Source organism: Pseudomonas sp. O230 (assembly GCF_045447035.1).
In the GTDB taxonomy this organism is placed as follows: domain Bacteria; phylum Pseudomonadota; class Gammaproteobacteria; order Pseudomonadales; family Pseudomonadaceae; genus Aquipseudomonas.
In genome coordinates this window covers 188126-208665 of the sequence record NZ_JBJGXN010000012.1, presented here as the reverse complement: position 1 = coordinate 208665, position 20540 = coordinate 188126, and the positions used below count along the sequence as shown (strand labels likewise).

The following is a 20540-nucleotide window of genomic DNA, read 5'->3' as shown; positions in this document are numbered from 1 at the left end:
CGATTCAACAGAAAACTCCGGGCACCGAGGCGCCTGCATCGCCAGCAAGCTGGCTGCTACAGTTCGGTGTTGTGAACACGGTCCGTGTAGGAGCTGGCTTGCCTGCGAAAGCGTCGGCCGATTCAACAGAAGATCTGGATCAATCCCGATAACCCGGCGCCACACGATCCAGCATCCGGATCAACGCCGCCCAAGCCAATTGCATCGCATCCGGGTCATTCAATTCCCCTTCTTCCAGCGGCCGCCCGGGATCGTTGAACTGGCGTTCGGTGTATTCGCACACATCGGCGGATGGCAACACCAACTCCCCCGCCGCCTGCGCCGCCAGTTGTATTTCGCAAGCCTTTTCCAGGTAGTACATTCGCAAGAATGCCTGGCTCACAGTTTCACCGACGGTCAGTAAACCGTGATTGCGCAGCATCAGCACCGGCTTGTCGCCGATGTCCTGCACCAGCCGCTGCTGCTCGCTCATGTCCAGCGCCACGCCTTCATAGTCGTGGTAGGCAACGCGGCCATAGAACTCCATGGAGATCTGGTTCACCGGTAACAACCCGCACTTCAACGCCGCCACGGCACAGCCGGATTTAGTGTGGGTGTGCAGCACGCATTGCGCATCTTCACGCGCGCCGTGAATGGCGCTGTGAATCACGAACCCCGCGGGGTTGACCGAATACGGCGACGGCTCCACGGCGCGCCCGTCCAGACCAATTTTTACCAGATTGGACGCGGTGATTTCTTCGAACATCAGGCCATACGGATTGATCAGAAAATGATGCTCAGGCCCCGGCAGGCGCACGGAGATGTGGGTGAAAATCAGATCGGTCATGCGGAAGTGCGCGATCAATCGATAACAGGCCGCCAGCTCCTCGCGTAAATGTTGTTCGGTCGAATTCATGCTCGTTCGTCCTCGGTGATTTTGCAGGCCTCCAGACCTTGCCCCAACGCATCCCAGCCATCGAAGCCCCGACCAGCAATAAACACCAATCGTGAAGCGTTAGCCAATGCTTCATCGGTGGCGGGCAGAAACTGACTGCGGGTGCCGACATGCTGCAACCAGTGCGCCTTGCCGCCCTGGGCCAACACCACCAATCCCTTTACCCGGAACACATCGCCTGGCAGCGCCTGCAACCAGCTGCGCAGACGCTCGACGTCGAGTGCGTCAGTGCCCTGCCACAACCAACTGCTGAACATGTCGGTGTGATTGTCCTTTGAAACCTGAATCAGTGGTTTCGCCGCACGGGGTTCAAGGTCCAGGTCCGTGTCCAGCCATAACGCGTCCGGCAACTCGGCCTGCACGCTCTCGTGTATCCGCGTGCGCAGCCCCAGGGTGTCGCGCAGGGCCTGCAACTGCTCGGCATCCACCAGATCGGTTTTGTTCAACAACAGCAGATCCGCCGCCCCCACCTGGGCCCTGGCCAGTCGAGCGTATTCACCCTCGAGTTGCAGATGACGCGTGGCGTCGACCACGGTGATGACCATGTCCAGTTGCATCTGGCTGCGCAATTGCGGGTAGGCCAGGGTTTGCACGATGCGCTGTGGATCAGACACGCCGCTGCATTCAATGACGATGCGTTCCAGCCTCGGCTGCAATTGCGCCATGCCGGTCAGTTGCGCCAACAGGTCTTCTTGCACGGTGCAGCAGATGCAGCCGTTTTGCAGGCTGACCACGCTGTCAGTCACTTCGGAAACGATGGCCGCATCGATGTTCAGCTCGCCGAAATCGTTGACGATCACCGCCAGCCGACTGCCTTCGGCGCGGCGCACCATGCGGTTGAGCAAGGTGGTTTTGCCGGCACCGAGAAACCCCGAAACGACGGTCACTGCGATCCGTGGCGTGCTCATTGCGCCTTACCTTCCAGCACTGGTGGTTCACCCTGCCAGACCGATTTCAATCCCGCAGCGGCCAGTGTCGAGTGACGGTCGTAAACCAGTTGCCCTTCGACAAAGGTCAGCAGCACGTTGGTGCGGTGGATGTAGTTGCGCGCCGGCTCGGCGAACAAGTCGCGGTCGATGACGATCAGGTCCGCCGACTTGCCGACTTCGAGGCTGCCGGTGCTGTGCTCCAGGCCCATGGCCACGGCGCCATTGCGGGTGACCACGTTCAATGCCTGTTCGAGGCTGATCGGATCGCCGAAGCAGGCCGGGTCGTCGTTCCACGGGTTCTGGCGGGTGACCATGGTTTCCAGCGCCAGCCATGGGTCGATCGACGCCACTGGCCAATCGGTGCCCATCACCGCAGTGCCACCGGCTTCGAGCACGCCTTTAAAATCGTAGATGCGCTTGAGCCGCTCCTGACCGTAACCCGAGCGTGCACCGCTGGCGAACGGCGTCGGGTACCAGGCGGCCGGCGAGAATTCGGCGATGACATTCAGTTCCTTGAAGCGCGGCAGGTTGCCCGGATGCAGCAAAGTGCTGTGCGCGCATTGATGGCGCACGCCGCTGAAACCGTTGCGCTTGCGGGCTTCGGCCACGGCATCGAGGAACACGTCGGACGCGCCGTCGCCGGTGCAGTGGGCGATCACGCGGATGCCCTTGCTGTCCATGTCCACCACCATGTCGGTGATGTGTTCCGGGGTCAGGTTGAGCTTGCCGCGCCAGCTCGATTCTTGCGGCCACGGGGTCAGAAGATAGGAAGACTTCGGCTCGACCGTGCCGTCGAAGTGGAACTTCACCGCGTTCGCGCTCAGGCGCGCACTGCGGTAGTAGTGACGTTCGCCGCTGAGCAATTCCCAGCGCCGACGTACCGGGAAAATATCGTCCTGCCAACTGATCGCCGCTTCAATGCGCACGGTCAGTTCGCCGCTGTCGTCGAGTTCCTTCAAGGCCTGCAAACGTTGCTCGCAGACGTGCACGTATTTGCTCGCGGTCACGCCACGAGAGCTCTGGAAATGCACACCATCGCGGTAGGCGCGACGCAGCACGCTGACCGGGGTCGGCGGCATGGCGGCGTGGATCATCGCGTAGGCGCCGTCGATCATCAGGCCGGTAGGCTCGCCGGTCAGCTCATCGCGCTCGAAATAACCGTTGCGTGGGTCGGACGTGGTGCCATCGATACCAGCCAGTTCCAGGGCTTTGGAGTTGACCATCATGGTGCCCCACATCCGGTCGAGCAGTGCCACCGGACGGTCCGGCATTACGCTGTCGAGCCAGGCGCGACCCGGCGTCAACCCGGCTTCGCGGAAGGTATAGCGCACCCAGTATTGGCCGTAAATCCAGCCGTCGCCGGGATGGCTGTCGGCATAGGCGAGGATGCTTTCGCGCAGTTGCTCCGGCGTCGGGTCTTCGATGCCGACGTCGAGGTCATCGCTGTAACGCGGCGCCAGCGCCAGGTCTGGGTGGGTGTGCATGTCGTGCAGGCCCGGCATGCAGAACGCGCCTTGCAGATCATGCACCACGGTGTTCGGGCCCTTGAATGCCTGAAGCTCGCCGAGGCTAGCGACACCGATCAACTTGCCGTCGCGGATCGCCACGGCTTCGGCCCACGGGCTCGATGGATCCTGGGTATAGATGCGACCGTTACCGAGGATCAGATCGGCGTATGTCCCTTGCGCGGAATGGGTCGAGAAAAAGTTGTCGGACTCAGCCATGTAAGCCACCTTTTGAGTTCAGTGCGATAGAAAGGTCCGCCGCACTCGGCGCTTCGCGGACCTGATGATTTTTTATTGTTGTTACGAGCGGCGCGCGTTACTGCGCCAGAAACGCCGCAGCGTCGAGTTCGAGCATCACCGGGGTTTGCGTGTTGCCGAGCTGGCCCAGCCACTCACGCAAACCCTGCAGGCTGCGCACAGCGTGATGGGACACATGGCAGCTTTGCGCCAGGGCGACGAAGTCCGGTGTGAGGATGTCGACCCCCAGCAACGGCACTTCGCGGGCGTTCATGTAATCGCGGATTTCGGCATAACTTGTGTTGTTCCACAGCAGCAGGATGACCCCGGCGCCCGCCTCTTTGGCGGCGATCAGTTCGGCACTGGAAAACTGCAAACCACCGTCCCCCACCAACGCCACCACCGGGCGCAACGGCTGTGCCAGTTTGGCGCCGATAGCGGCCGGCAAGGCGTAGCCGAGGGTGCCGTAACCGGTCCCGGCATTGAACCAACTGTTGGGCGTCGGCGCCCGATAACCCAAGGCGCCCTGATACACCGGCTGCGTGGAATCACCGACGATCAACGGCTGCGGCAGGCTGTCTCGAATCGTATCGAGCACGTCCTGCAGGCCATTCTGTTTAGGGCTCCAGCCGGCGTGTTCGAGCGCGTTGACTTGCGTCACGCGCACACTTGCCCAAGTGGGCGCGGCCTCGCGTTGCGGCAATTGCGCAAGCAGCGCCCGCAGACCTTGCTCGGCATCCCCCAGCAGGCCGACGTCCGCCGCTTGCGCGCCGAGCACTTGCATCGGGTCGATGTCGAGGCGAATCAGCGGCGCCTTGAACGCCAACGGGCCGAGGCCGAAGAAGTCATAGTCGGTCTCGCCCAGTTCGGTGCCGACGGCGAGTACCACATCCGCCTCGGCAATCAGCGCGCGACCGTGGGTCGAAGACTGCACGCCATCGAGCAGCAACGGGTGTTCCGGCGGTAGCAGGCCACGGGCATTGGTGGTCAGGGCGACCGGTGCCTGCAAACGTTCGGCGAGCAATGTAAGCGCTGCGCTGGCTCGACGCGCGCCACCACCGGCCAGAATCAACAGGCGCTGCGCGTGGTTGATCAAGGCAACAGCGGCGTCGATGGCAACGGCTGCCGGCGCAGGGGCAACCGGCAAGGCACGCGGACGCACATCGAGATCATCCGCAGACATCTCAAGCACATCCAGCGGGATTTCAATGTGCACCGGCCGCGGCCGAGTGCAACCGAACAGAGCAAAGGCACGCGCCAGCACTTCCGGCAATTGATTCGGGTGCTGCAACGTATGACTGAAGGCGCAGACACCCGCGACCAGCGCGCGTTGATCCGGCAGTTCATGCAGGTAACCGTGGCCGAGGTGTAGGTGCTCGCGACGGTTGGTTGTGGAGATCACCAGCATCGGCACCGAGTCCGCGTAGGCCTGGCCCATCGCGGTGAGGATATTGGTCATGCCGGGACCGGTAATGATGAAGCAGACCCCGGGCTTGCCACTGGCGCGGGCATAACCATCCGCCATGAACCCGGCGCCCTGCTCGTGGCGCGGGCTGACGTGTTTCAGGCGGCTGCCATGCAAACCACGATAAAGCTCGACGGTGTGGACGCCAGGAATGCCGAAGACAGTGTCAACGCCATAACCTTCCAGCAACTGAACGAGCGCCTGGGCACAACGGGGCATGCAGCACCTCTTTGATGATGGGCTGGATTTGCCCAATGACGAGTTGAGCTAGTATTGTTGAACCAACCGATACAACAATCGATTTTTTTTGGCCTGACTGTTCAATTTTTGTCACCTGTAGTGAGTGAGCCACAGGGTCAGCCCACCTCTCTTTCAATTTTTCAGCGGGATAATTTATGCGTTTTCCTTCGATGACAGCCCTTCGCGCCCTGGACGCCGTCGCCCGCCTCGGCAGTGTGTCGGTCGCCGCCCGTGAACTGAACCTGACCCGCAGCGCCATCAGCCACCAGATCAGCAAGCTGGAGGAATGCGTCGGCTTCGCCCTCACCGAGCGCATCGGCCGGGGCATCGGCCTGACGTATCAGGGCGAGCGCTATGCGCGGGAGGTCCACAGGATTCTGTTGAATTTGCTGGATGCGGGTCAGTTGGTGGACGACCAGGAGATTTCCGGGCGGCTGTGCGTCAGTTGCGCGCCGGGGTTTGCCACGTATTGGTTGTGTCACCACATCGGCGCTTTTTTGCGTCAGTACCCGCAAGTGCAATTGCAACTGATCTCACCGCGCACGCCGGACGACATCAATAACCCCGCCGCGGATTTGTTCATCGCCTACGGCATTGGCGACTGGCCGGAAATGGTCGTTGAAGAGATCGTGGCGCTGCGCTTTTTCCCGGTGTGCAGCCCGCGCCTGATCAATGCCTTGAGCGGCCTGAAGAACCCACAGGAACTCAGCGGTTTCCCGCTGCTACACATGACTGACTACTCGGACTGGCGCGTGTGGCTGACCGCAGCTGGTGCTTCGGGGGTGAACGCGGTGAGCGGCATTCTGTTCTCCGACGCGCACTGCGCGCAGTCGGCGTGCATTGCCGGCCAGGGCATCGCCATCGGCGACAACCTGATCAGCGGCGATGCCTTGTCCAAGGGCTTATTGGTGCGCCCGTTCGATATCACCATCGACCTGCACCGCGGCTATTACCTCGCGGCCGACCCGCAAAAAGTCGAACGCGCGGTGGTCCAGGCCTTCAGCAATTGGGTGAAAACCCAACTGCAGTCGTCCCACCAGACCTGGCAAGACACCCTCTGAAATGCTCCTACAAAAACAAATCAATACCGCGTTTCATCAAATGGGAATTGAGTAATACAAGTAACCAATAACGGCAAAATAATTCCATTGATGTAGCGATATTTTTAACAATAATGAGCCCAAAGCCCCTGCCGGATTCGCATCCGTCCTCGCACGCCCTGGGGCAATAAAAAAGAGGAATGTTTATCGTGTCCAGCGGTTCAGCGATTCAGCTCAGTGCACAAGGTATCAGCCAGTATTACGGTCGTTTCGCAGCGCTGGATAACGTCGATCTCGACGTTCGCCAAGGCGAGTTCCTGACGCTGCTGGGTCCATCCGGTTCGGGAAAAACCACCTTGCTGATGATCCTGGCCGGCTTCCTCAGCCCGACCTCGGGCAAGCTGATGGAGCACGGCGTCGATATCATCAGGCGCTCGGCCGAGAAGCGAAATTACGGCATGGTGTTCCAGGGCTATGCACTGTTCCCGCACATGAGCGTTGCCGATAACGTCGCGTACCCGCTGCGCATCCGCAAAGTCGCCGCCGAGGAGCGCCAGCGCCGGGTCAAGCACATCCTCGAAGTGGTCGGGCTTGGCGCGCACATGCACAAGAAACCCGCCGAGCTGTCAGGTGGTCAACAACAGCGCGTGGCAATTGCCCGGGCATTGGTCTTCGAACCGGACCTGTTGTTGCTCGATGAGCCGCTGTCAGCCCTCGACAAAAACCTGCGCGAACAACTGCAAACCGAACTGCAGCGCATCCATCGCCAGGTCGGCACCAGCTTCGTGTTCGTCACCCACGATCAGAACGAAGCCCTGGCGCTGTCGTCGCGCATCGCGATTTTCAACCACGGCAAGCTGACCCAGGTCGACACCCCGGAAAACATCTACAACCGGCCAGAGAGCCGTTTCGTCGCTGAATTCCTCGGCAAGATGAACCTGTTCCCGCTGGTCGAGATGAGCCGCAACGGCCCTACCGCCAGCGGTCGCTGTGGCACCAGCGTGCTGCACGCCCTCGCGCCCAATGCGTTGAGCAACCAGCCGACCGTCCTTGCCGTGCGCCCTGAACACATGGAATTGCACAGCGACTGTCCGGAGCGCGACGGCTACAACGTGATGCCCGCGCAACTCACCGACAAGGTTTACCAAGGCTCCAGCACCCACCTGGCGCTGAAGGTCGGCGCCGATGCATTGCCCGTCAACCTGTCCGTCCCGGGCAATCATCCTGGCGCGCTGATGCCCAGCGGTGCGCCGGTGTGGCTGAGCTGGCCGGTGCAGCAAAGCTTCCTGCTGCAGGCCTGAACGGCCGAAATTTGCGTCACACAGCTCTCTTCCAATGACAACAAAAAGGCCGGAGCCCACGCAGGCACCCGCCGACTGAGGACTTGTCCATGCGCCAGGATCACCAGCAAGACTGCATCGAAGTGCTAATCGAAAAAGCCCGCGGTGGCCAGATCAACCGTCGTACCTTCATGCAGGCCATGGGCCTGTTGGCCGCGGTGCCGCTGGCGTTGCGCAGTGGCATCAGCTGGTCGGCGGACAAGCCGCTGGTGGTCGTCAACTGGGGCGGCGACGCCCTGAACGCGTTCCGTTCGGCGTGGACCGAAACCTTCACCAAGAACACCGGCATCCAGGTGCGCATCGACGGCGCCGGCCCCACTGAAGGCGCAATCCGCTCGCAACTCGCCAGCGGTCAGCCGAGCTGGGACGTGGTCGACGTCGAGAGCTACAGCGCCCTCGTGCTGGGCCGCGAAAAGATCCTGCAATCGCTCGATTACAACGTCATCAAGCGTGATCAAGTGGCACCGGCTCTGTCCTCGGATTTCGGTATCGCCAGCTATCAGTTCAGCTACGTGATGGCCTGGGACAGCAAGAAGTTCGGTGAGAACGGGCCGAAAACCTGGGCCGATTTCTGGGACGTAAAGAAATTCCCCGGCAAGCGCACGTTGTACAAATGGATGAACGGGATGCTCGAAGCGGCGTTGCTCGCCGATGGCGTGCCGGCCGATCAGCTCTACCCACTGGATGTGCCGCGGGCGATGAAAAAGATCGACGAGATCAAACCCCACGTGCTGTCGTTCTGGAGTTCGGGCGCCGAGAGCCAGCAGTTGATGGTCGACGGCGAAGTGTCGGTCGGCGCGATCTGGCATACCCGCGCCAAACTGCTCGCCGAAGACACCGACAACCGCGTGCGCTGGAGCTTCGACAACGGCTTCATCAACTCCAGCAGCTGGGCCGTGCTGCAAGGCAACCCGGCCGGCACGCAGCCGGCCATGCAATTCATCCAGCATGCGTTGCAACCGCAGGGTCAGCTCAAGTTGTTCGAACTGCTGGGCAACGGCCCGTCCAACAGCGCCACCGAAAAGCTGATGTCGGCCGAGCAACTGGAAGCAAACTGCGGGTCTGCCGAGAACCTGAAAAAACAGATCGCCCTGAATGCCCAGTGGTACGCCGACAACTACTCCAAAGCCCTGGAAGAGTATCTGACGCGTCTGTCCAAGTGAGCCATCGATCATGACCCTGACTATGACGTCCACATTGGGCAAACCCAAACCTCGATTCAGTTCGCCGGGACTGGAACGCGGGTTGTTGCTGTTCCCGCTGCCGGTGTTGCTGCTGATTTTCTACGTGCTGCCTTTTCTCGGCGTGGTGGGCTGGAGTTTTTCGATGCCGACACCGGGCATCGAGCAATACCAGCGCATCGCCACGGACCCGGCGATTCACGAAATGCTCTGGCGCACCTTGCGCCTGTGCATGACCGTGAGTTGCCTGGCGTTGCTCATCGGTTATTTGCTGGCGTACTGCTGGGTGTTCAGCCCGCCGTTCTGGCAGCGCGTGGTGGAGATCTGCATCTTCATTCCGTTCTGGATTTCGGTGCTGGTGCGGGCGTTCGGCTGGCTGATCGCGCTGCGCAGCAATGGCGTGCTCAATGAAGGCTTGTTGAGCATGGGGCTGATCGATCAACCGTTGCAGTTGAGTCGCAATGAAATCGGCGTGGTCATCGGCATGCTCCACGTGATGATTCCGTACGCGGTGTTCCCGCTGCTGTCGAGCATGCGCCAACTGGATCAGCGCATTCTCATGGCGTCCCGCGGCCTCGGCGCCGGACCGTTGCGCACGTTCTGGCAAGTGCTGCTGCCACAGACCCTGCCGGGCATGCTCGGCGCGTTCATCATGGTCTTCGTGTTCTGCCTCGGCTTCTTCATCACCCCGGTGCTGTTGGGCGGCGGACAAACCGTGATGATTGCCGAATACGTGTTCCTGCAAATGTTCCAGACCAGTAACTGGGGCCTGGGGGCCGCACTCAGCGTCGTATTGCTGACACTGGTCAGCGCATTGATCTGGGTGCTGATGAAAATCACCCGCGTGAACCGACTGGTCGGCTGAGGTTATTTATGAACACCCATCGCACAAGCCTGAGTACAAGGCTGCTGGCCGTGATCGCCATGGCCTTCATGCTGTTCCCGTTGCTGACGGTCATTCCGGTGTCCTTCACCAGCAAACGCTTCCTGTCGATGCCGCAAGGCAACTGGTCACTGCGCCATTACGAGGCACTGGTCAGCAATCCTGACTGGTTCCACGCCATCAGCCAGAGCCTGACCATCGCGTTCGCCACCAGCGTGATCGCGACGTTGCTCGCGGCCAGTTTCAGCCTCGGCATCTGGTACCTGCGCTCGAAACTGGCCACCGCACTGATCGGCCTGGTGCTGTTGCCGATGGCCATTCCGCCGGTAATTTCGGCGCTGGTGCTGTACTTCATGGAAACCAAACTGGGGCGCTACGCACCGGGCATGGGTTACGACACCCTGACCGGGGTGGTGATTGCCCACGTGATCATGGTGGTGCCGTACGGCGTGGTGACCATGCTGGTGGCCCTCAGCCAGATCGACCGGCGCATTGAACTGGCCTCGCGCAACCTCGGTGCCAGCCTGATGCAAACCACGTTCATGGTGATCCTGCCGAACCTCAAACTGGGAGTCGCCTCCACCGCGCTGCTGGCCTTTGCCCTGTCGTGGGAAGAAGTCGCGGTGACGTTGTTCATCACCAGCGTCAACGTCGACACCCTGCCGAAACGTATCTGGAGCGGCTTGCGCGATAACGTCGACCCGAGTGTGGCCGCTATTTCGGTGCTGCTGATCTCGATCACGCTGCTGGTACTGATTGCCCGGTTGGTGTTGCAACATCTGGCGGACAAACGCGCGCAGAAACTGCTGCATCGTTAACCACCCACTGTAGGAGCTGCAGAAGGTTGCGATCTTTTGATCTTTGAAAATCAAAAGATCGCAGCCTTCAGCAGCTCCTATAACGGTTATTATCCCCGCACATTTTCGGCAAGGACGCTGCGCGATGCTCAACACCCTGCAAAACACCCCGCTCTGGGTTTACGCCATCCTGGCGCTGCTGTGTTACTACGGCATCAAAGCCCTGTCCCCGAGCCGCGAAAGCAAAACCTCGTTGCTGATCGCCCCGCCGATTTTGTTGGGCTGGTCGCTGTATTCGCTGAATCTGACGCTTGATCCGACGTTATCGATCAGTTGCTGGGCGGTTGCCGTCATGGCCGGCAGTTTGGCCGCACTGGTGATGTTTTCGCGCAAGGGTGTCGAGCTGGATCAAGCGCAAACCGGTCTGATCGTGCCGGGCACGGCAAAAACCCTGTTGCTTTATCTGCTGTTTTTTGCAGTCAACTATTACTTTGGCTACCAGGCCGAGGTTCGTCCTGAATACGCCGCGACACTGCAGATGGTGTTGTTTAAGGCTTGTGCATCGGGCTTTGCGAGCGGGTTGTTCTGCGGACGCTCGATCCGGCTCTGCCGTATTTTCCGGACAATGAAGACCGCCGCCCTGTAGGAGCAGCCTGCGGCAGCTCCTACAGGGAACCGAGGTGATCTTTGGGCCGTGACAACGCCGCGCAGGTCCAATAGATTAGGCGGCCTGAAAAGGCCCAGTGCTTTCTCGCCTCAATCCAAGTTAAAAGAAGTAGTGAAATTTCAATGTCCGATTCCAATACCGCTGAATCCGTAGTCACCTTGTCGTCCAAAGCGGAATACGAAAACTCCATCAATCTTTCACAGCACGTGCCCCAGGCCAAGACGATCAGCGAGATGGTCCTGGACGCTTTCCAGTCCACTCGGGAAAGCGACCAGATCCGCGAGCTGCGCGCCGCGATTCGCCAGGCCCACGACAGCTTCGACGACGATAAAGCCTATGAACTGATGGGCGAACTCAAGCAACTCAAGGACGCCGAGGCGGCCGACATCGCGGCCCTCGAAGACCTGAGCAGCAAATTCTCGATCAGCCGCATCCTTTCCAGCTTCAAGGACGATCCGGCGTTTCAAGAGATCGTTTACGGTCTGGCGCTGAAAGTGCTGAACCAGACGCATCAGGCCATCAGCAACCCAAGCAGTGGCAAGAGCAAAACGGCCCGAGCCAAGAAAGATGTCGAAGTGTTCACCATCAGCAAGGACGGCATCAGCGTCACGCTGCCGCTGCGCACGCCGCGTTCGCGCCTGAACGTTGACCGTGAGGCATTGGAATTCCTCGGCTTTACCTTTGTCGGCGAAGGCGATGAAGCGGAACTGGAAAGCGAATCGTTCCTGGACACTAGCGGAACCGAACACGCCGTGAACCGCAAAAACATCATCACCGCGCTTCAGCAGCAGACCGCGTTCGAGGGTTACAGCATCGCCGCGCAATAACTCGCCTCATCAGCAGCGCTCACGGGCGCCACTGACCTAAAAGCCCCGCCATAGAGCGGGGCTTTTTATTGCCCGCGATTCAGGCAAAAGCGCGATTACTCTCTGTGTATCGACGCCAGAAAAAAACTTCCCTTAACCCTTGAGCACCACGGGTCCGCCTGCGGGGAACGTCAACTCACTTTCCAGCCCAAGACCTCAGTGGTGCGATTGCTGAGGTCATCATGCACCCAACCCCCTTGTACCGTCAGTTAGCCAACCACTACCTCGACGCAATCCGCAGCGGCACCTTGAAAACCGGGGAACGCTTCCCTTCCATTCGGCTGATGATGGAGAAACATGCAGTCAGCCTGTCGACCGCCGTGCAGGTGTGCCGGGAGCTTGAGGACTATGGCGTCCTCGAAGCTCGTCCGCGCTCCGGCAACTACATTCGCCAACCGGACACCTTGCCCAAACCGGTTGCGACCACAACGCCTGCGCCCCTTGATACCGGGGTCTACCTCGGCATTCACGAGCAGGTGTCATCGGTGCTCAAAGCCAGTCAGCGCGCGACGATCAAGGTCAACTTCGCCAGCGCCTACTGTGCGCCACAACTCTATCCGTTGAAGACCCTGCAGGATCACATGATCAAAGCGCTGCGTCAGGACCAGCATTTGCTTGGTATGCAAGGCTCGACCTGCGGCAACATCGAGTTGCGTAACATCCTTGCCCGACGAGCGCTGACGACAAAGGCCAACCTGAGCGCCGAGAAAATGGTGATCACCCACGGCGCGACCGAAGCGATCAACCTCGCCCTGCGTGCGGTCACCCACCCCGGCGACACCGTGGCCGTGGAGTCGCCGACCTTTTACGGCCTGCTGCAAATTCTCGAAAGCTTGAACCTGCGCGTGCTGGAAGTCCCGGCAACGGCCCACTCGGGTATCAATCTGTTCGCGCTCGAACAGCTGTTGCAAGGCCCCGAACGGATTCGGGCGCTGATCGTCATTCCCAACCTGCAGAATCCGCTGGGCAGCATCATGCCCGACGCCAACAAGGCGCGGCTGGTGCAATTGTGTGCCGAGCACGGCACCGTGTTGATCGAAGACGACACCTATGGCGACCTGGTGGACACCGAGCTGCCGTTATCCACCCTCAAACACTGGGACCGCACCGATAACGTCATCTACTGCGCATCGCTGAACAAAACCCTGGCACCGGGTGTACGGCTGGGCTGGATCAGCGCCGGGCAGTGGCACGACCGCGTGGAAATGCTCAAGCACACGCAGTCCCGAGGTTGTGAAACGTTGTCGCAACTGGCGGTCAGTGCGTTCATGAAGACACCGTCCTACGAACGTTACCTGCGCCGTTTGAGGAAAACGCTGACGCAACAGCGCCAGCAGATGAGTGCCGCAATCACTCGCTACTTTCCACCGGGCACCCGCATAACCCATCCACAGGGCGGTACTTTGCTATGGGTGGAACTGCCGCCTGAACAGGCGTCCATGGCGTTTTTTCACGCAGCGTTGAAGGTGGGCATCCAGATTTTGCCTGGGGATATCTTCTCCAATGCCCAGCGTTTCAATCACTTCGTGCGTATTGGTTGCGGGGCGCCGTATTCACCGAAAATCGATGAAGCGTTGGCGACCCTCGGCCAACTCCTCAAAAACCAGAGCTGACACGCTCCCTGTAGGAGCGCCGTCCGGCCGCTCCTACAAGGGGTTTGCGTGCAGGCAGATGATGTGCGGATCATCGTTCCAATGCGGGAAACGCTCAGCGATCAACGGGTCATGGCCGGGAATGACGTGGTCTTCGCTGTCAGCCAAACGGTCGATTTCGATAAACGCCTCCAGCGTCTGTGCCAAATCATCAATGATCGGAAACGGACTGCGCTGACGAATGTTCGCCCACAAATGCGCCGCGTCCGACGCCAGGACAATCCACCCACGGTCGGTATTCACCCGCACCACCTGGCTACCCGGCGTGTGGCCGCCCACCGGGTGCAGGGTCACGCCGGGAACTACCTCGACCATGCCGGTATGCAAACGCAAGCGCCCCTCGAACAACGGTGGCAGCGCCGACATCACGTCTTCGACCTCGTAGGTTTTGTTCACCGTACGATGGGCCATTTTCGGGCCGGTACAGAAACGCAGCTCCGCTTCCTGCAAATGCACCGTGGCTTTCGGAAACAGCCCCAGGTTACCGGCGTGGTCCCAGTGCAAATGGGTGAGGATCAGGTTCTCGACCTGCGCCGGATCGATGTCCAGTTGCCGTAGGGAATCTTCCGGCAGGCGATACATCTGACGGTTGCGCCGATCCGCTGTCGCCGGTTGAAAACAGGTGTCGACCACCATCACCTGCTGCTCATTGCGTATGACCCAGAAGTAGTAATCCAGCGGCATCGACGCATTCGGGTCACCGCAGCAAGCGTCGTAAAGAAAATTCTCCCGGGCAGTGCGCTGGGCATTGGCGCCGACACGGATGGCGAACACTTCGTACACAGGAACGGACATATTCACCTCCTGATCAGGCCACTGCAGCGGTTTTCAGAGTCGGACGGAAGTCGAAATCGATCTCGTCGCTAATCCCCAGATCCTGCGCCAGACGATGCAGACCGCTGTAGTCGCGCATGATCGTGGCGTTCTTGTTGCTCTCCCGGGTCTCGGCAATGATCAGTGCCGCATCCTCGACGCCGAGTTGCGTCAGAATCGCCTCCCACATCGAGTAGTCCTGAGCGACAAAAGCACTCAGCGCCACCGACAGCGTTTGTGCGAAAAATGCCCGTTGGGTCGGCTGCATGTTCGCGTACATGACCTTCGCCACCTCCGCGAGAATCTTGCTGTGGGCGTATTCGTCGCGGTTATGCAGCTCTGCCACGCGGCGGTTTTGCGGTTGAATGGTTTGATCGTCCGCCAGCAGATCCAGGTACGCGTTGACGCTGATTTCGGCCACTACTGCGAAGGTAATCGCCGCCAGGTCGCGCTGCCACTGTTCGGGCAATGCTTCACGCAGCGCGGCAAGACGCAGATAGGTCACCGACGGCGGCAGGTCCAGATCCTGATCGAGCGCTCGCTCCTCTTTAGTCCGTTCGATGGCCCGCAGGTGCATGAGCGTGTGGTAGTGCTCGTCGATCAACGTCTGCTGCATCGCCTCGCGAAAATGCCAGTCCTTCTTGCCCAGATACTGGTTGGCGATAACGCTCAGCGCCGGGTTCACGACATGCTCTTCGGCCGTGACCGTACGCAGGTTGTAGCCGATCCAGCCCCAGGTCACCACGGTGCTTTTGAGCTCGTCGCTCAAGGCCTGGAATTTCGGGTGATGGAAAAACGGCACCATGCACTCGGGGTAATCCGGGCGCGTCGGGTCGAACACTTCGCTGACCGAGGCCTTGTCCGGCGCGCAAACGGTGGCCCTTTTGGTCCAGGCCTGATTAAGCCGCACGACCAGTTGATGATCGACTTTGGCGATCTCGATTGCTGTTTGCATAACGCGATACCTGTAGGACGCGTACCCGCCGAGGGGTACGCCGATGGAATAGTGGGCGACGGATGAATCAGGCCAGCCAGTAGCGGGTCAGGTTTCGTGCCGGGTCAGTGTATCGACTGCGGGCGTGGATCATTCGCCAGTTGTCCCAAATCAGCATGCAGCCATCGGGAATCAGCACCGGCGTGTTGTGCTCGATGAAGTATTCCTCGCCTAGCATCGCGAACCTGGCCAGTGGCGACGAGCTGTTCGTCACCTTCGATTGCTGCAAATCCTCCTCGGAAGGGTTCACATCGCCGTAGTGAAACTGGTTGAAGCTGAAGCGGAAAATGTCCCCGTCCTCTGTAGGCGTCAGGATGTACTCCTTGACCCGGCGTTGCGCCGCTTCACCCGGTTTGGCGGTGGCCACGAACTCCACCGGGGTGTCGTCGATCCATTCGCGCAACTCGGGCTCGGTGCGCTCGAGAAACGCCAGAAACTCGATCCCGTCGACCAACCCGGTATGCCCGCCACCGCACGTGGCCTGATGATGACAATGCAACGCCAGATAGCGCGGCGGTGGCCCATAGACCGGCGCTTCGGTGTGCGGGCCGATGCCGTTCATGCTCTGGGAATACGGCAACGCTTCATACCCCGGTTTGCGGGTAATGGCGAACGCCGTCTGCCCGTTGAATTGCGGAATGATCTGACCGAACGCCTGCAGCGTTCCGACGACATCGTAGGCAAATTCGGCGGGGGTCAGCACCGTCCAGCCACGGGACGACAATTCATCATGGCGGTGGCCCAGTGAAACGTAAGGTGTAGACGCAACAATCCCTTGATCTGACATGGTGGTGTTCCTGGCGGTTTATCAGGCGTTAACGGTTGAGGTGTAAGCGGCAATGAATGCGCGACAGGCGTTGCCTGGTCGGTAGCGCTGTTCGTCAATGCTCTGCACGGGGGTGATTTCGGCAGCGGTGCCCGTCAGAAAACACTCATCAAAGTCGCCAAGCTCCGTAGGAAGAATGGTGCGCTCGATCACTTGGTAATCCAGCGCGTTGGCCAATTCGATAACGGTCTGGCGGGTGATGCCATTGAGGAAGCAGTCGGGCAACGGTGTGTGCAGCGTCCGGTCCTTGACGAAGAACACGTTGGCACTCGTGGCTTCGGCGACGTGGCCGCGCCAGTCGAGCATCAGCGCGTCGTGATAGCCGTTGTTCTCCGCATCGTGCTTGCTCAGGGTGGCGATCTGGTAATGCCCGGACGCCTTGGCCTCGAACGGGCTGCTGCTGGGCGGTGGCCGACGCCACTGCGCGGTCTTCATGCGAATACCGCCCATGTGCCCTGCAGGGTCGAAGTAACTCGGCCATTGCCAGCAGGCGATCGCCACGTGAACGCGGTTGAAACGGGCCGAGGTGGAAATCATTTCACTGCCACGCCACGCCACCGGCCGCAGATAACCGTCGACCACGTTGTTGCGTTGCAGCAGTTCATGACTGGCCGCTTCCAGTTCGTCCAGCTCATAGGGAATCGCGAAATCCATCAATTGCGCCGAGCGATACAGCCGCTCGCTGTGTTCGCGCAGTTTGAAGATCTTGCCGTTGTAGACGCGCTCCCCTTCATACACAGTGCTCGCGTAATGCAGGCCATGACTCAGCACGTGCAGTCGCGCCTGGGACCACTCGACGAACTCGCCGTCGAGCCAGATAAAACCTTCTCGCTGATCAAACGGAATACTGCTCATATCCCTATCTCCTGATGAATTTTCCTACGCCGTTTCGAGCAAGACCGCTATCAATTCGGGCGCTGCAACGGGCTCAGGCTGAAAGAAGAACGAGCGCTCGCCAAACGCTGGCCGCAACTCATCGAACCAGGTCGCGTTCGGATCAAAGCGCGCATAGAACGTGCGCAATACCCATTGCGGGTCCCGGGCCTGGAGAAACTGCAACACGAAGACTTTTTCCCCGGCCACGGTCTCGATGCCGTTAATCAGCACCTTGCCGTAGAAGGTGCTCATGGACGGCCCGCGCACGGTGCGCGCAAGCCCGGATACCGTGCGGTAAGCCGCCTGGAAGATCTCGAAGGCCCGCGCCAACGGCATTGCAAAGTAGTGGCTGGGGCCGGTATCGCGCTCGACAAACATGTAATAAGGCACCGCGCCCAGCCGCACCCCCTCGGTCCACAGTTCGGCCCAATCCCCAGGGTTTTCGTTGATGTGGCGGATCACCGGCGCCTGCATGCGCAACGTCGCTCCGGTGGACCGAATGCGCTCGATGGCCTGCCGGGCAATGTCCTGACGAATCTCGACCGGGTGGTTGTAGTGCCCCATGACCGACAGATTTTTCCCGGCCGCGACAATGCGCTTAAACAGATCCAGCAGTTCCGGCGCGTCCTTGTCGCTGACAAATCGCTGCGGCCAGTACGCCACGGACTTGGTGCCGATGCGGATGCTTTTGAGGTGCGGCAGCGCCAGCAGCGGCTCGATGTAACCGGCCAGCGAACGGCTGTTCATGATCATCGGATCGCCGCCGGTGATCAGCACATCCGTGACTTCGGTGTGCACCCGCAAGTAATTCACCAGCTCCTGGGACTCACGCGCATTGAACTTGAGCTCTTCCTCGCCGATGAACTGCGCCCAGCGGAAGCAGAACGTGCAGTAGGCGTGACACGTCTGACCGGCACCGGGGAAAAACAGCACAGTCTCGCGGTACTTGTGCTGAATGCCCGGTAGGACTTTTCCGTCGAGGGTCGCGCCGTTGTGCGTCAGCTGCCCGGCGGGGTGCGGGTTCATGCGCAACCAGATCGCTTCGATCCGCCGCTTGATGGCGACGGCGTCATCCCGTTCGATCAATTGCTTGAGCGACGCATATTCATCCGCCAGCAGCATGTCCTTGTGCGGAAAAGTCATGCGAAAAATCGGATCGTCCGGGATGTTGTTCCAGTCGATCAACGTGCCCAGCACGTATTCATTGGTGCGAAACGGCATGACCCGCGCCACCACCGTCATGGCTTCCTGCAACGCTGGCGTCAGTTTCTGCCAGTACGGTGTGTCGCGAATGGTGCGTGAGTTGTAGGGTTTGTATCTTTCCTGCTCCGACGGTCCCTGCATGGCAGCGCTCCTGGTGATTGCATGGCGTGAGTTACTGGATGGCCGGCGCTACGCGCTCTATGTCCATCCATGCCCGAACGCTGTCGCGATCCCACTGCCGGCGCACATAGGCCGCGAGCCGCTGAGGCACGCGATCGCCATTGGCGAGCAGTCGGTTGAGCATGATTGCCAGGTCGGTGTCGGCAATGCTCCAGTCACCGAACAGGTGATCGGCGCCCTCCTCCAGCAACCGGTCCGCCACGAAGAACAGCCTTGCGACCGCAGCCAAGGCCTCGTCGGACAGCGAGTTGTCTTTCTTGCCGAAGTAGATGAGGTCCGCTGGGCGCTCTTTGCGAATCACCAACAAATCGCTGCGCAGCCAAGCCTGGAGTTGACGGGCGCGAGCGCGCTGTTTGATGTCGAGCGGGAACAGCTTTTTATGCCCCGGCGCTATGTCTTCCAGGTATTCGGCAATCGCCGAAGATTCCGACAGTGCAAAACCGTCGTGAACCAGCGTGGGAATTTTGCAGGTCAGTGATACATCACGATAACTCGCCAGGTAGTTATCGCGAGCCTTCAAATCAACCGTGACAAGATCAAATGAAAGTTGCTTTTCTTTCAACGCCACAAATGCCGACATTGCAAATGCGCTGACAAAATCTGCGCCAACATAGAGTTTCAGCTTCGTACTATCCATAGAACGCTCCCTTGCACTAACCACAATAATCCGTTGCATTGGAATCGATCGTAGTTAGTTGCTCAGGTGCTGAATAGATACAGAAATTATCTGTTTCTACGGATACAGAAATTCAAAACAGCCGTGGCCAACAGAAGCAGCAGAAATGAAAAAGGGAGTCGGCGAATGCGGACTCCCTTGGGTCAGTGACGGGGTTGATTTAGCGTGTCAGACCGTGGCGTCTGCAGCATTGGAGAGCAGCGCCATTTGCGGCATGTTGCTCATGTTCAGCATGGCCAGCGGCTCATTGGTGCTGGTATTGACGAAGCCGTGCCGGGTCCAGGCCGGCACCAACAACACGTCGCCGGGGCTGATGCTCACTGCATCGGCATCGCCCAGGGTCAAGGTGCCGCTGCCGGATTGAATGATGAACAGGTGCCACCATGAATGAGCATGAGCGTTCAGCTCCGTGCCGGGTTTCAACCATTGCATCGACACCGCCATCCCTGGCGTCAGTTTGCAACCTTCGCTGCTGTCATGGTGAGCCAGCGCGACAATGTCCACCTCGCTGGCCGCAAGGCTTTGACGCATATCGGTCAGTTCATCGCCCTTCCACACCCGTGCATTCACCGGCGGACGGGTTAAACTCTGACGAAAGTCCTTATATGAAAAAAACCCACCTTGAATGTTATTCATCCGCACACACCGACTGATTAGCGAGTTAAGTGACCAGACACTAGGTGAACAATTGATCGCTGTAAAGTCGGCGCACTAACACTCACAATACCGAAGGCCGAAGCGCCACAATCATGTCAACTTCCACGGCGGCATTTTTCGGTAATTGATAAACGCCGACCGTGGTTCGAGTATGTTTGCCCGCATCGCCCAGTACATGACTGAAGACATCCGACGCACCGTTGGCAACTTCGCTGAGGTCAACAAAGTCCGCCGTGGACTTCACGTAGACCGTGATACGTATCAGCGACTTTATTTTGTCCAGCGAGCCGATGGCATCGACGATCAGGGCCAGCCCGCGCATTGCACTGATACTGGCGGCCGCTTGCGCATCGCTCAGGCTGAGCTCCAGCCCCACTCTGCCGGGGTACTGGATTTTGCCCGTCATACGTGGCACCAGACCGCTGAGATAGAGCTCATCGTGATGCCGAATCAGCGGCACGTAATGACCGCCCGCGGTGTTCTCGCCGTAGATGTCATAGTCCAGCTCTTTCGCCAGGGCGATAAAGCGCTCATCACAGGTCATTTTTTGCTCGATCATTGAAACAATCCTCTTAACTC

General features: G+C 59.7%; 20 protein-coding genes. 8 read left to right on the top strand and 12 right to left on the bottom strand.

The window, feature by feature from the left end; translation table 11 throughout:
* Positions 1-139 precede the first annotated feature (139 nt).
* The 4 genes from ACI77H_RS26020 to ACI77H_RS26005 form a co-directional block, all read right to left on the bottom strand.
* Positions 140-895: a class II aldolase/adducin family protein gene (locus ACI77H_RS26020; protein ID WP_407014502.1), complete on the bottom strand. Its 756-nt coding sequence runs from the start codon at positions 893-895 to the stop codon at positions 140-142.
* Positions 892-1842, bottom strand: a complete 951-nt coding sequence (locus ACI77H_RS26015; protein WP_407014500.1) for a CobW family GTP-binding protein — start codon at positions 1840-1842, stop codon at positions 892-894. The genes ACI77H_RS26020 and ACI77H_RS26015 overlap by 4 nt, the downstream gene beginning before the upstream one ends.
* Complete coding sequence (locus tag ACI77H_RS26010; RefSeq protein WP_407014499.1) at positions 1839-3587, bottom strand: amidohydrolase; 1749 nt, start codon at positions 3585-3587, stop codon at positions 1839-1841. The genes ACI77H_RS26015 and ACI77H_RS26010 overlap by 4 nt, the downstream gene beginning before the upstream one ends.
* Positions 3588-3684: 97 nt before the next feature.
* Positions 3685-5289 carry a 5-guanidino-2-oxopentanoate decarboxylase gene (locus ACI77H_RS26005; RefSeq protein WP_407014497.1) on the bottom strand — a complete coding sequence of 535 codons (1605 nt, stop codon included), beginning with the start codon at positions 5287-5289 and terminating at the stop codon, positions 3685-3687.
* Between the two features lie 176 nt (positions 5290-5465).
* On the opposite strand from ACI77H_RS26005, the gene ACI77H_RS26000 reads away from it, so the two are divergent.
* The 8 genes from ACI77H_RS26000 (at position 5466) to ACI77H_RS25965 (ending at position 13697) form a co-directional block, all read left to right on the top strand.
* Complete coding sequence (locus ACI77H_RS26000; protein ID WP_407014495.1) at positions 5466-6371, top strand: LysR substrate-binding domain-containing protein; 906 nt, start codon at positions 5466-5468, stop codon at positions 6369-6371.
* A gap of 188 nt (positions 6372-6559) precedes the next feature.
* Positions 6560-7651 (top strand): ABC transporter ATP-binding protein, encoded by a 1092-nt coding sequence (locus ACI77H_RS25995; protein WP_407014494.1) that lies wholly within the window; start codon positions 6560-6562, stop codon positions 7649-7651.
* An 89-nt stretch (positions 7652-7740) separates the two neighbouring features.
* Positions 7741-8853, top strand: coding sequence for an ABC transporter substrate-binding protein (locus tag ACI77H_RS25990; RefSeq protein WP_407014492.1), 1113 nt, complete (start codon positions 7741-7743; stop codon positions 8851-8853).
* A 10-nt stretch (positions 8854-8863) separates the two neighbouring features.
* Positions 8864-9736: an ABC transporter permease gene (locus tag ACI77H_RS25985; RefSeq protein ID WP_407014491.1), complete on the top strand. Its 873-nt coding sequence runs from the start codon at positions 8864-8866 to the stop codon at positions 9734-9736.
* A gap of 8 nt (positions 9737-9744) precedes the next feature.
* Positions 9745-10572 (top strand): ABC transporter permease, encoded by an 828-nt coding sequence (locus tag ACI77H_RS25980; protein WP_407014490.1) that lies wholly within the window; start codon positions 9745-9747, stop codon positions 10570-10572.
* Between the two features lie 124 nt (positions 10573-10696).
* Complete coding sequence (locus tag ACI77H_RS25975) at positions 10697-11197, top strand: DUF6622 family protein (protein WP_407014489.1); 501 nt, start codon at positions 10697-10699, stop codon at positions 11195-11197.
* Between the two features lie 143 nt (positions 11198-11340).
* On the top strand, positions 11341-12045 hold the full coding sequence (locus ACI77H_RS25970; protein ID WP_407014487.1) for a hypothetical protein: 705 nt from the start codon (positions 11341-11343) through the stop codon (positions 12043-12045).
* A 221-nt stretch (positions 12046-12266) separates the two neighbouring features.
* Positions 12267-13697, top strand: a complete 1431-nt coding sequence (locus ACI77H_RS25965) for a PLP-dependent aminotransferase family protein (protein WP_407014486.1) — start codon at positions 12267-12269, stop codon at positions 13695-13697.
* A 33-nt stretch (positions 13698-13730) separates the two neighbouring features.
* Here the strand turns inward: ACI77H_RS25965 and ACI77H_RS25960 are convergent, their stop codons facing one another.
* From ACI77H_RS25960 to ACI77H_RS25925, 8 genes are all read right to left on the bottom strand, one after another.
* The gene (locus tag ACI77H_RS25960; protein ID WP_407014484.1) at positions 13731-14531 is read right to left on the bottom strand and encodes an N-acyl homoserine lactonase family protein; all 801 of its coding nucleotides are present in this window, start codon (positions 14529-14531) and stop codon (positions 13731-13733) included.
* 13 nt (positions 14532-14544) lie between these two features.
* Positions 14545-15504 carry a diiron oxygenase gene (locus ACI77H_RS25955; RefSeq protein ID WP_407014482.1) on the bottom strand — a complete coding sequence of 320 codons (960 nt, stop codon included), beginning with the start codon at positions 15502-15504 and terminating at the stop codon, positions 14545-14547.
* A 67-nt stretch (positions 15505-15571) separates the two neighbouring features.
* Positions 15572-16330 carry a TauD/TfdA family dioxygenase gene (locus tag ACI77H_RS25950; protein ID WP_407014480.1) on the bottom strand — a complete coding sequence of 253 codons (759 nt, stop codon included), beginning with the start codon at positions 16328-16330 and terminating at the stop codon, positions 15572-15574.
* A 21-nt stretch (positions 16331-16351) separates the two neighbouring features.
* Complete coding sequence (locus ACI77H_RS25945) at positions 16352-17224, bottom strand: branched-chain amino acid aminotransferase (protein WP_407014478.1); 873 nt, start codon at positions 17222-17224, stop codon at positions 16352-16354.
* A gap of 24 nt (positions 17225-17248) precedes the next feature.
* Complete coding sequence (locus ACI77H_RS25940; protein WP_407014477.1) at positions 17249-18589, bottom strand: KamA family radical SAM protein; 1341 nt, start codon at positions 18587-18589, stop codon at positions 17249-17251.
* A 31-nt stretch (positions 18590-18620) separates the two neighbouring features.
* Complete coding sequence (gene yfcF / locus ACI77H_RS25935) at positions 18621-19265, bottom strand: glutathione transferase (RefSeq protein ID WP_407014475.1); 645 nt, start codon at positions 19263-19265, stop codon at positions 18621-18623.
* Between the two features lie 207 nt (positions 19266-19472).
* The gene (locus tag ACI77H_RS25930; RefSeq protein ID WP_407014473.1) at positions 19473-19940 is read right to left on the bottom strand and encodes a cupin domain-containing protein; all 468 of its coding nucleotides are present in this window, start codon (positions 19938-19940) and stop codon (positions 19473-19475) included.
* A gap of 82 nt (positions 19941-20022) precedes the next feature.
* On the bottom strand, positions 20023-20520 hold the full coding sequence (locus ACI77H_RS25925; RefSeq protein WP_191623688.1) for a RidA family protein: 498 nt from the start codon (positions 20518-20520) through the stop codon (positions 20023-20025).
* Positions 20521-20540: the final 20 nt, after the last annotated feature.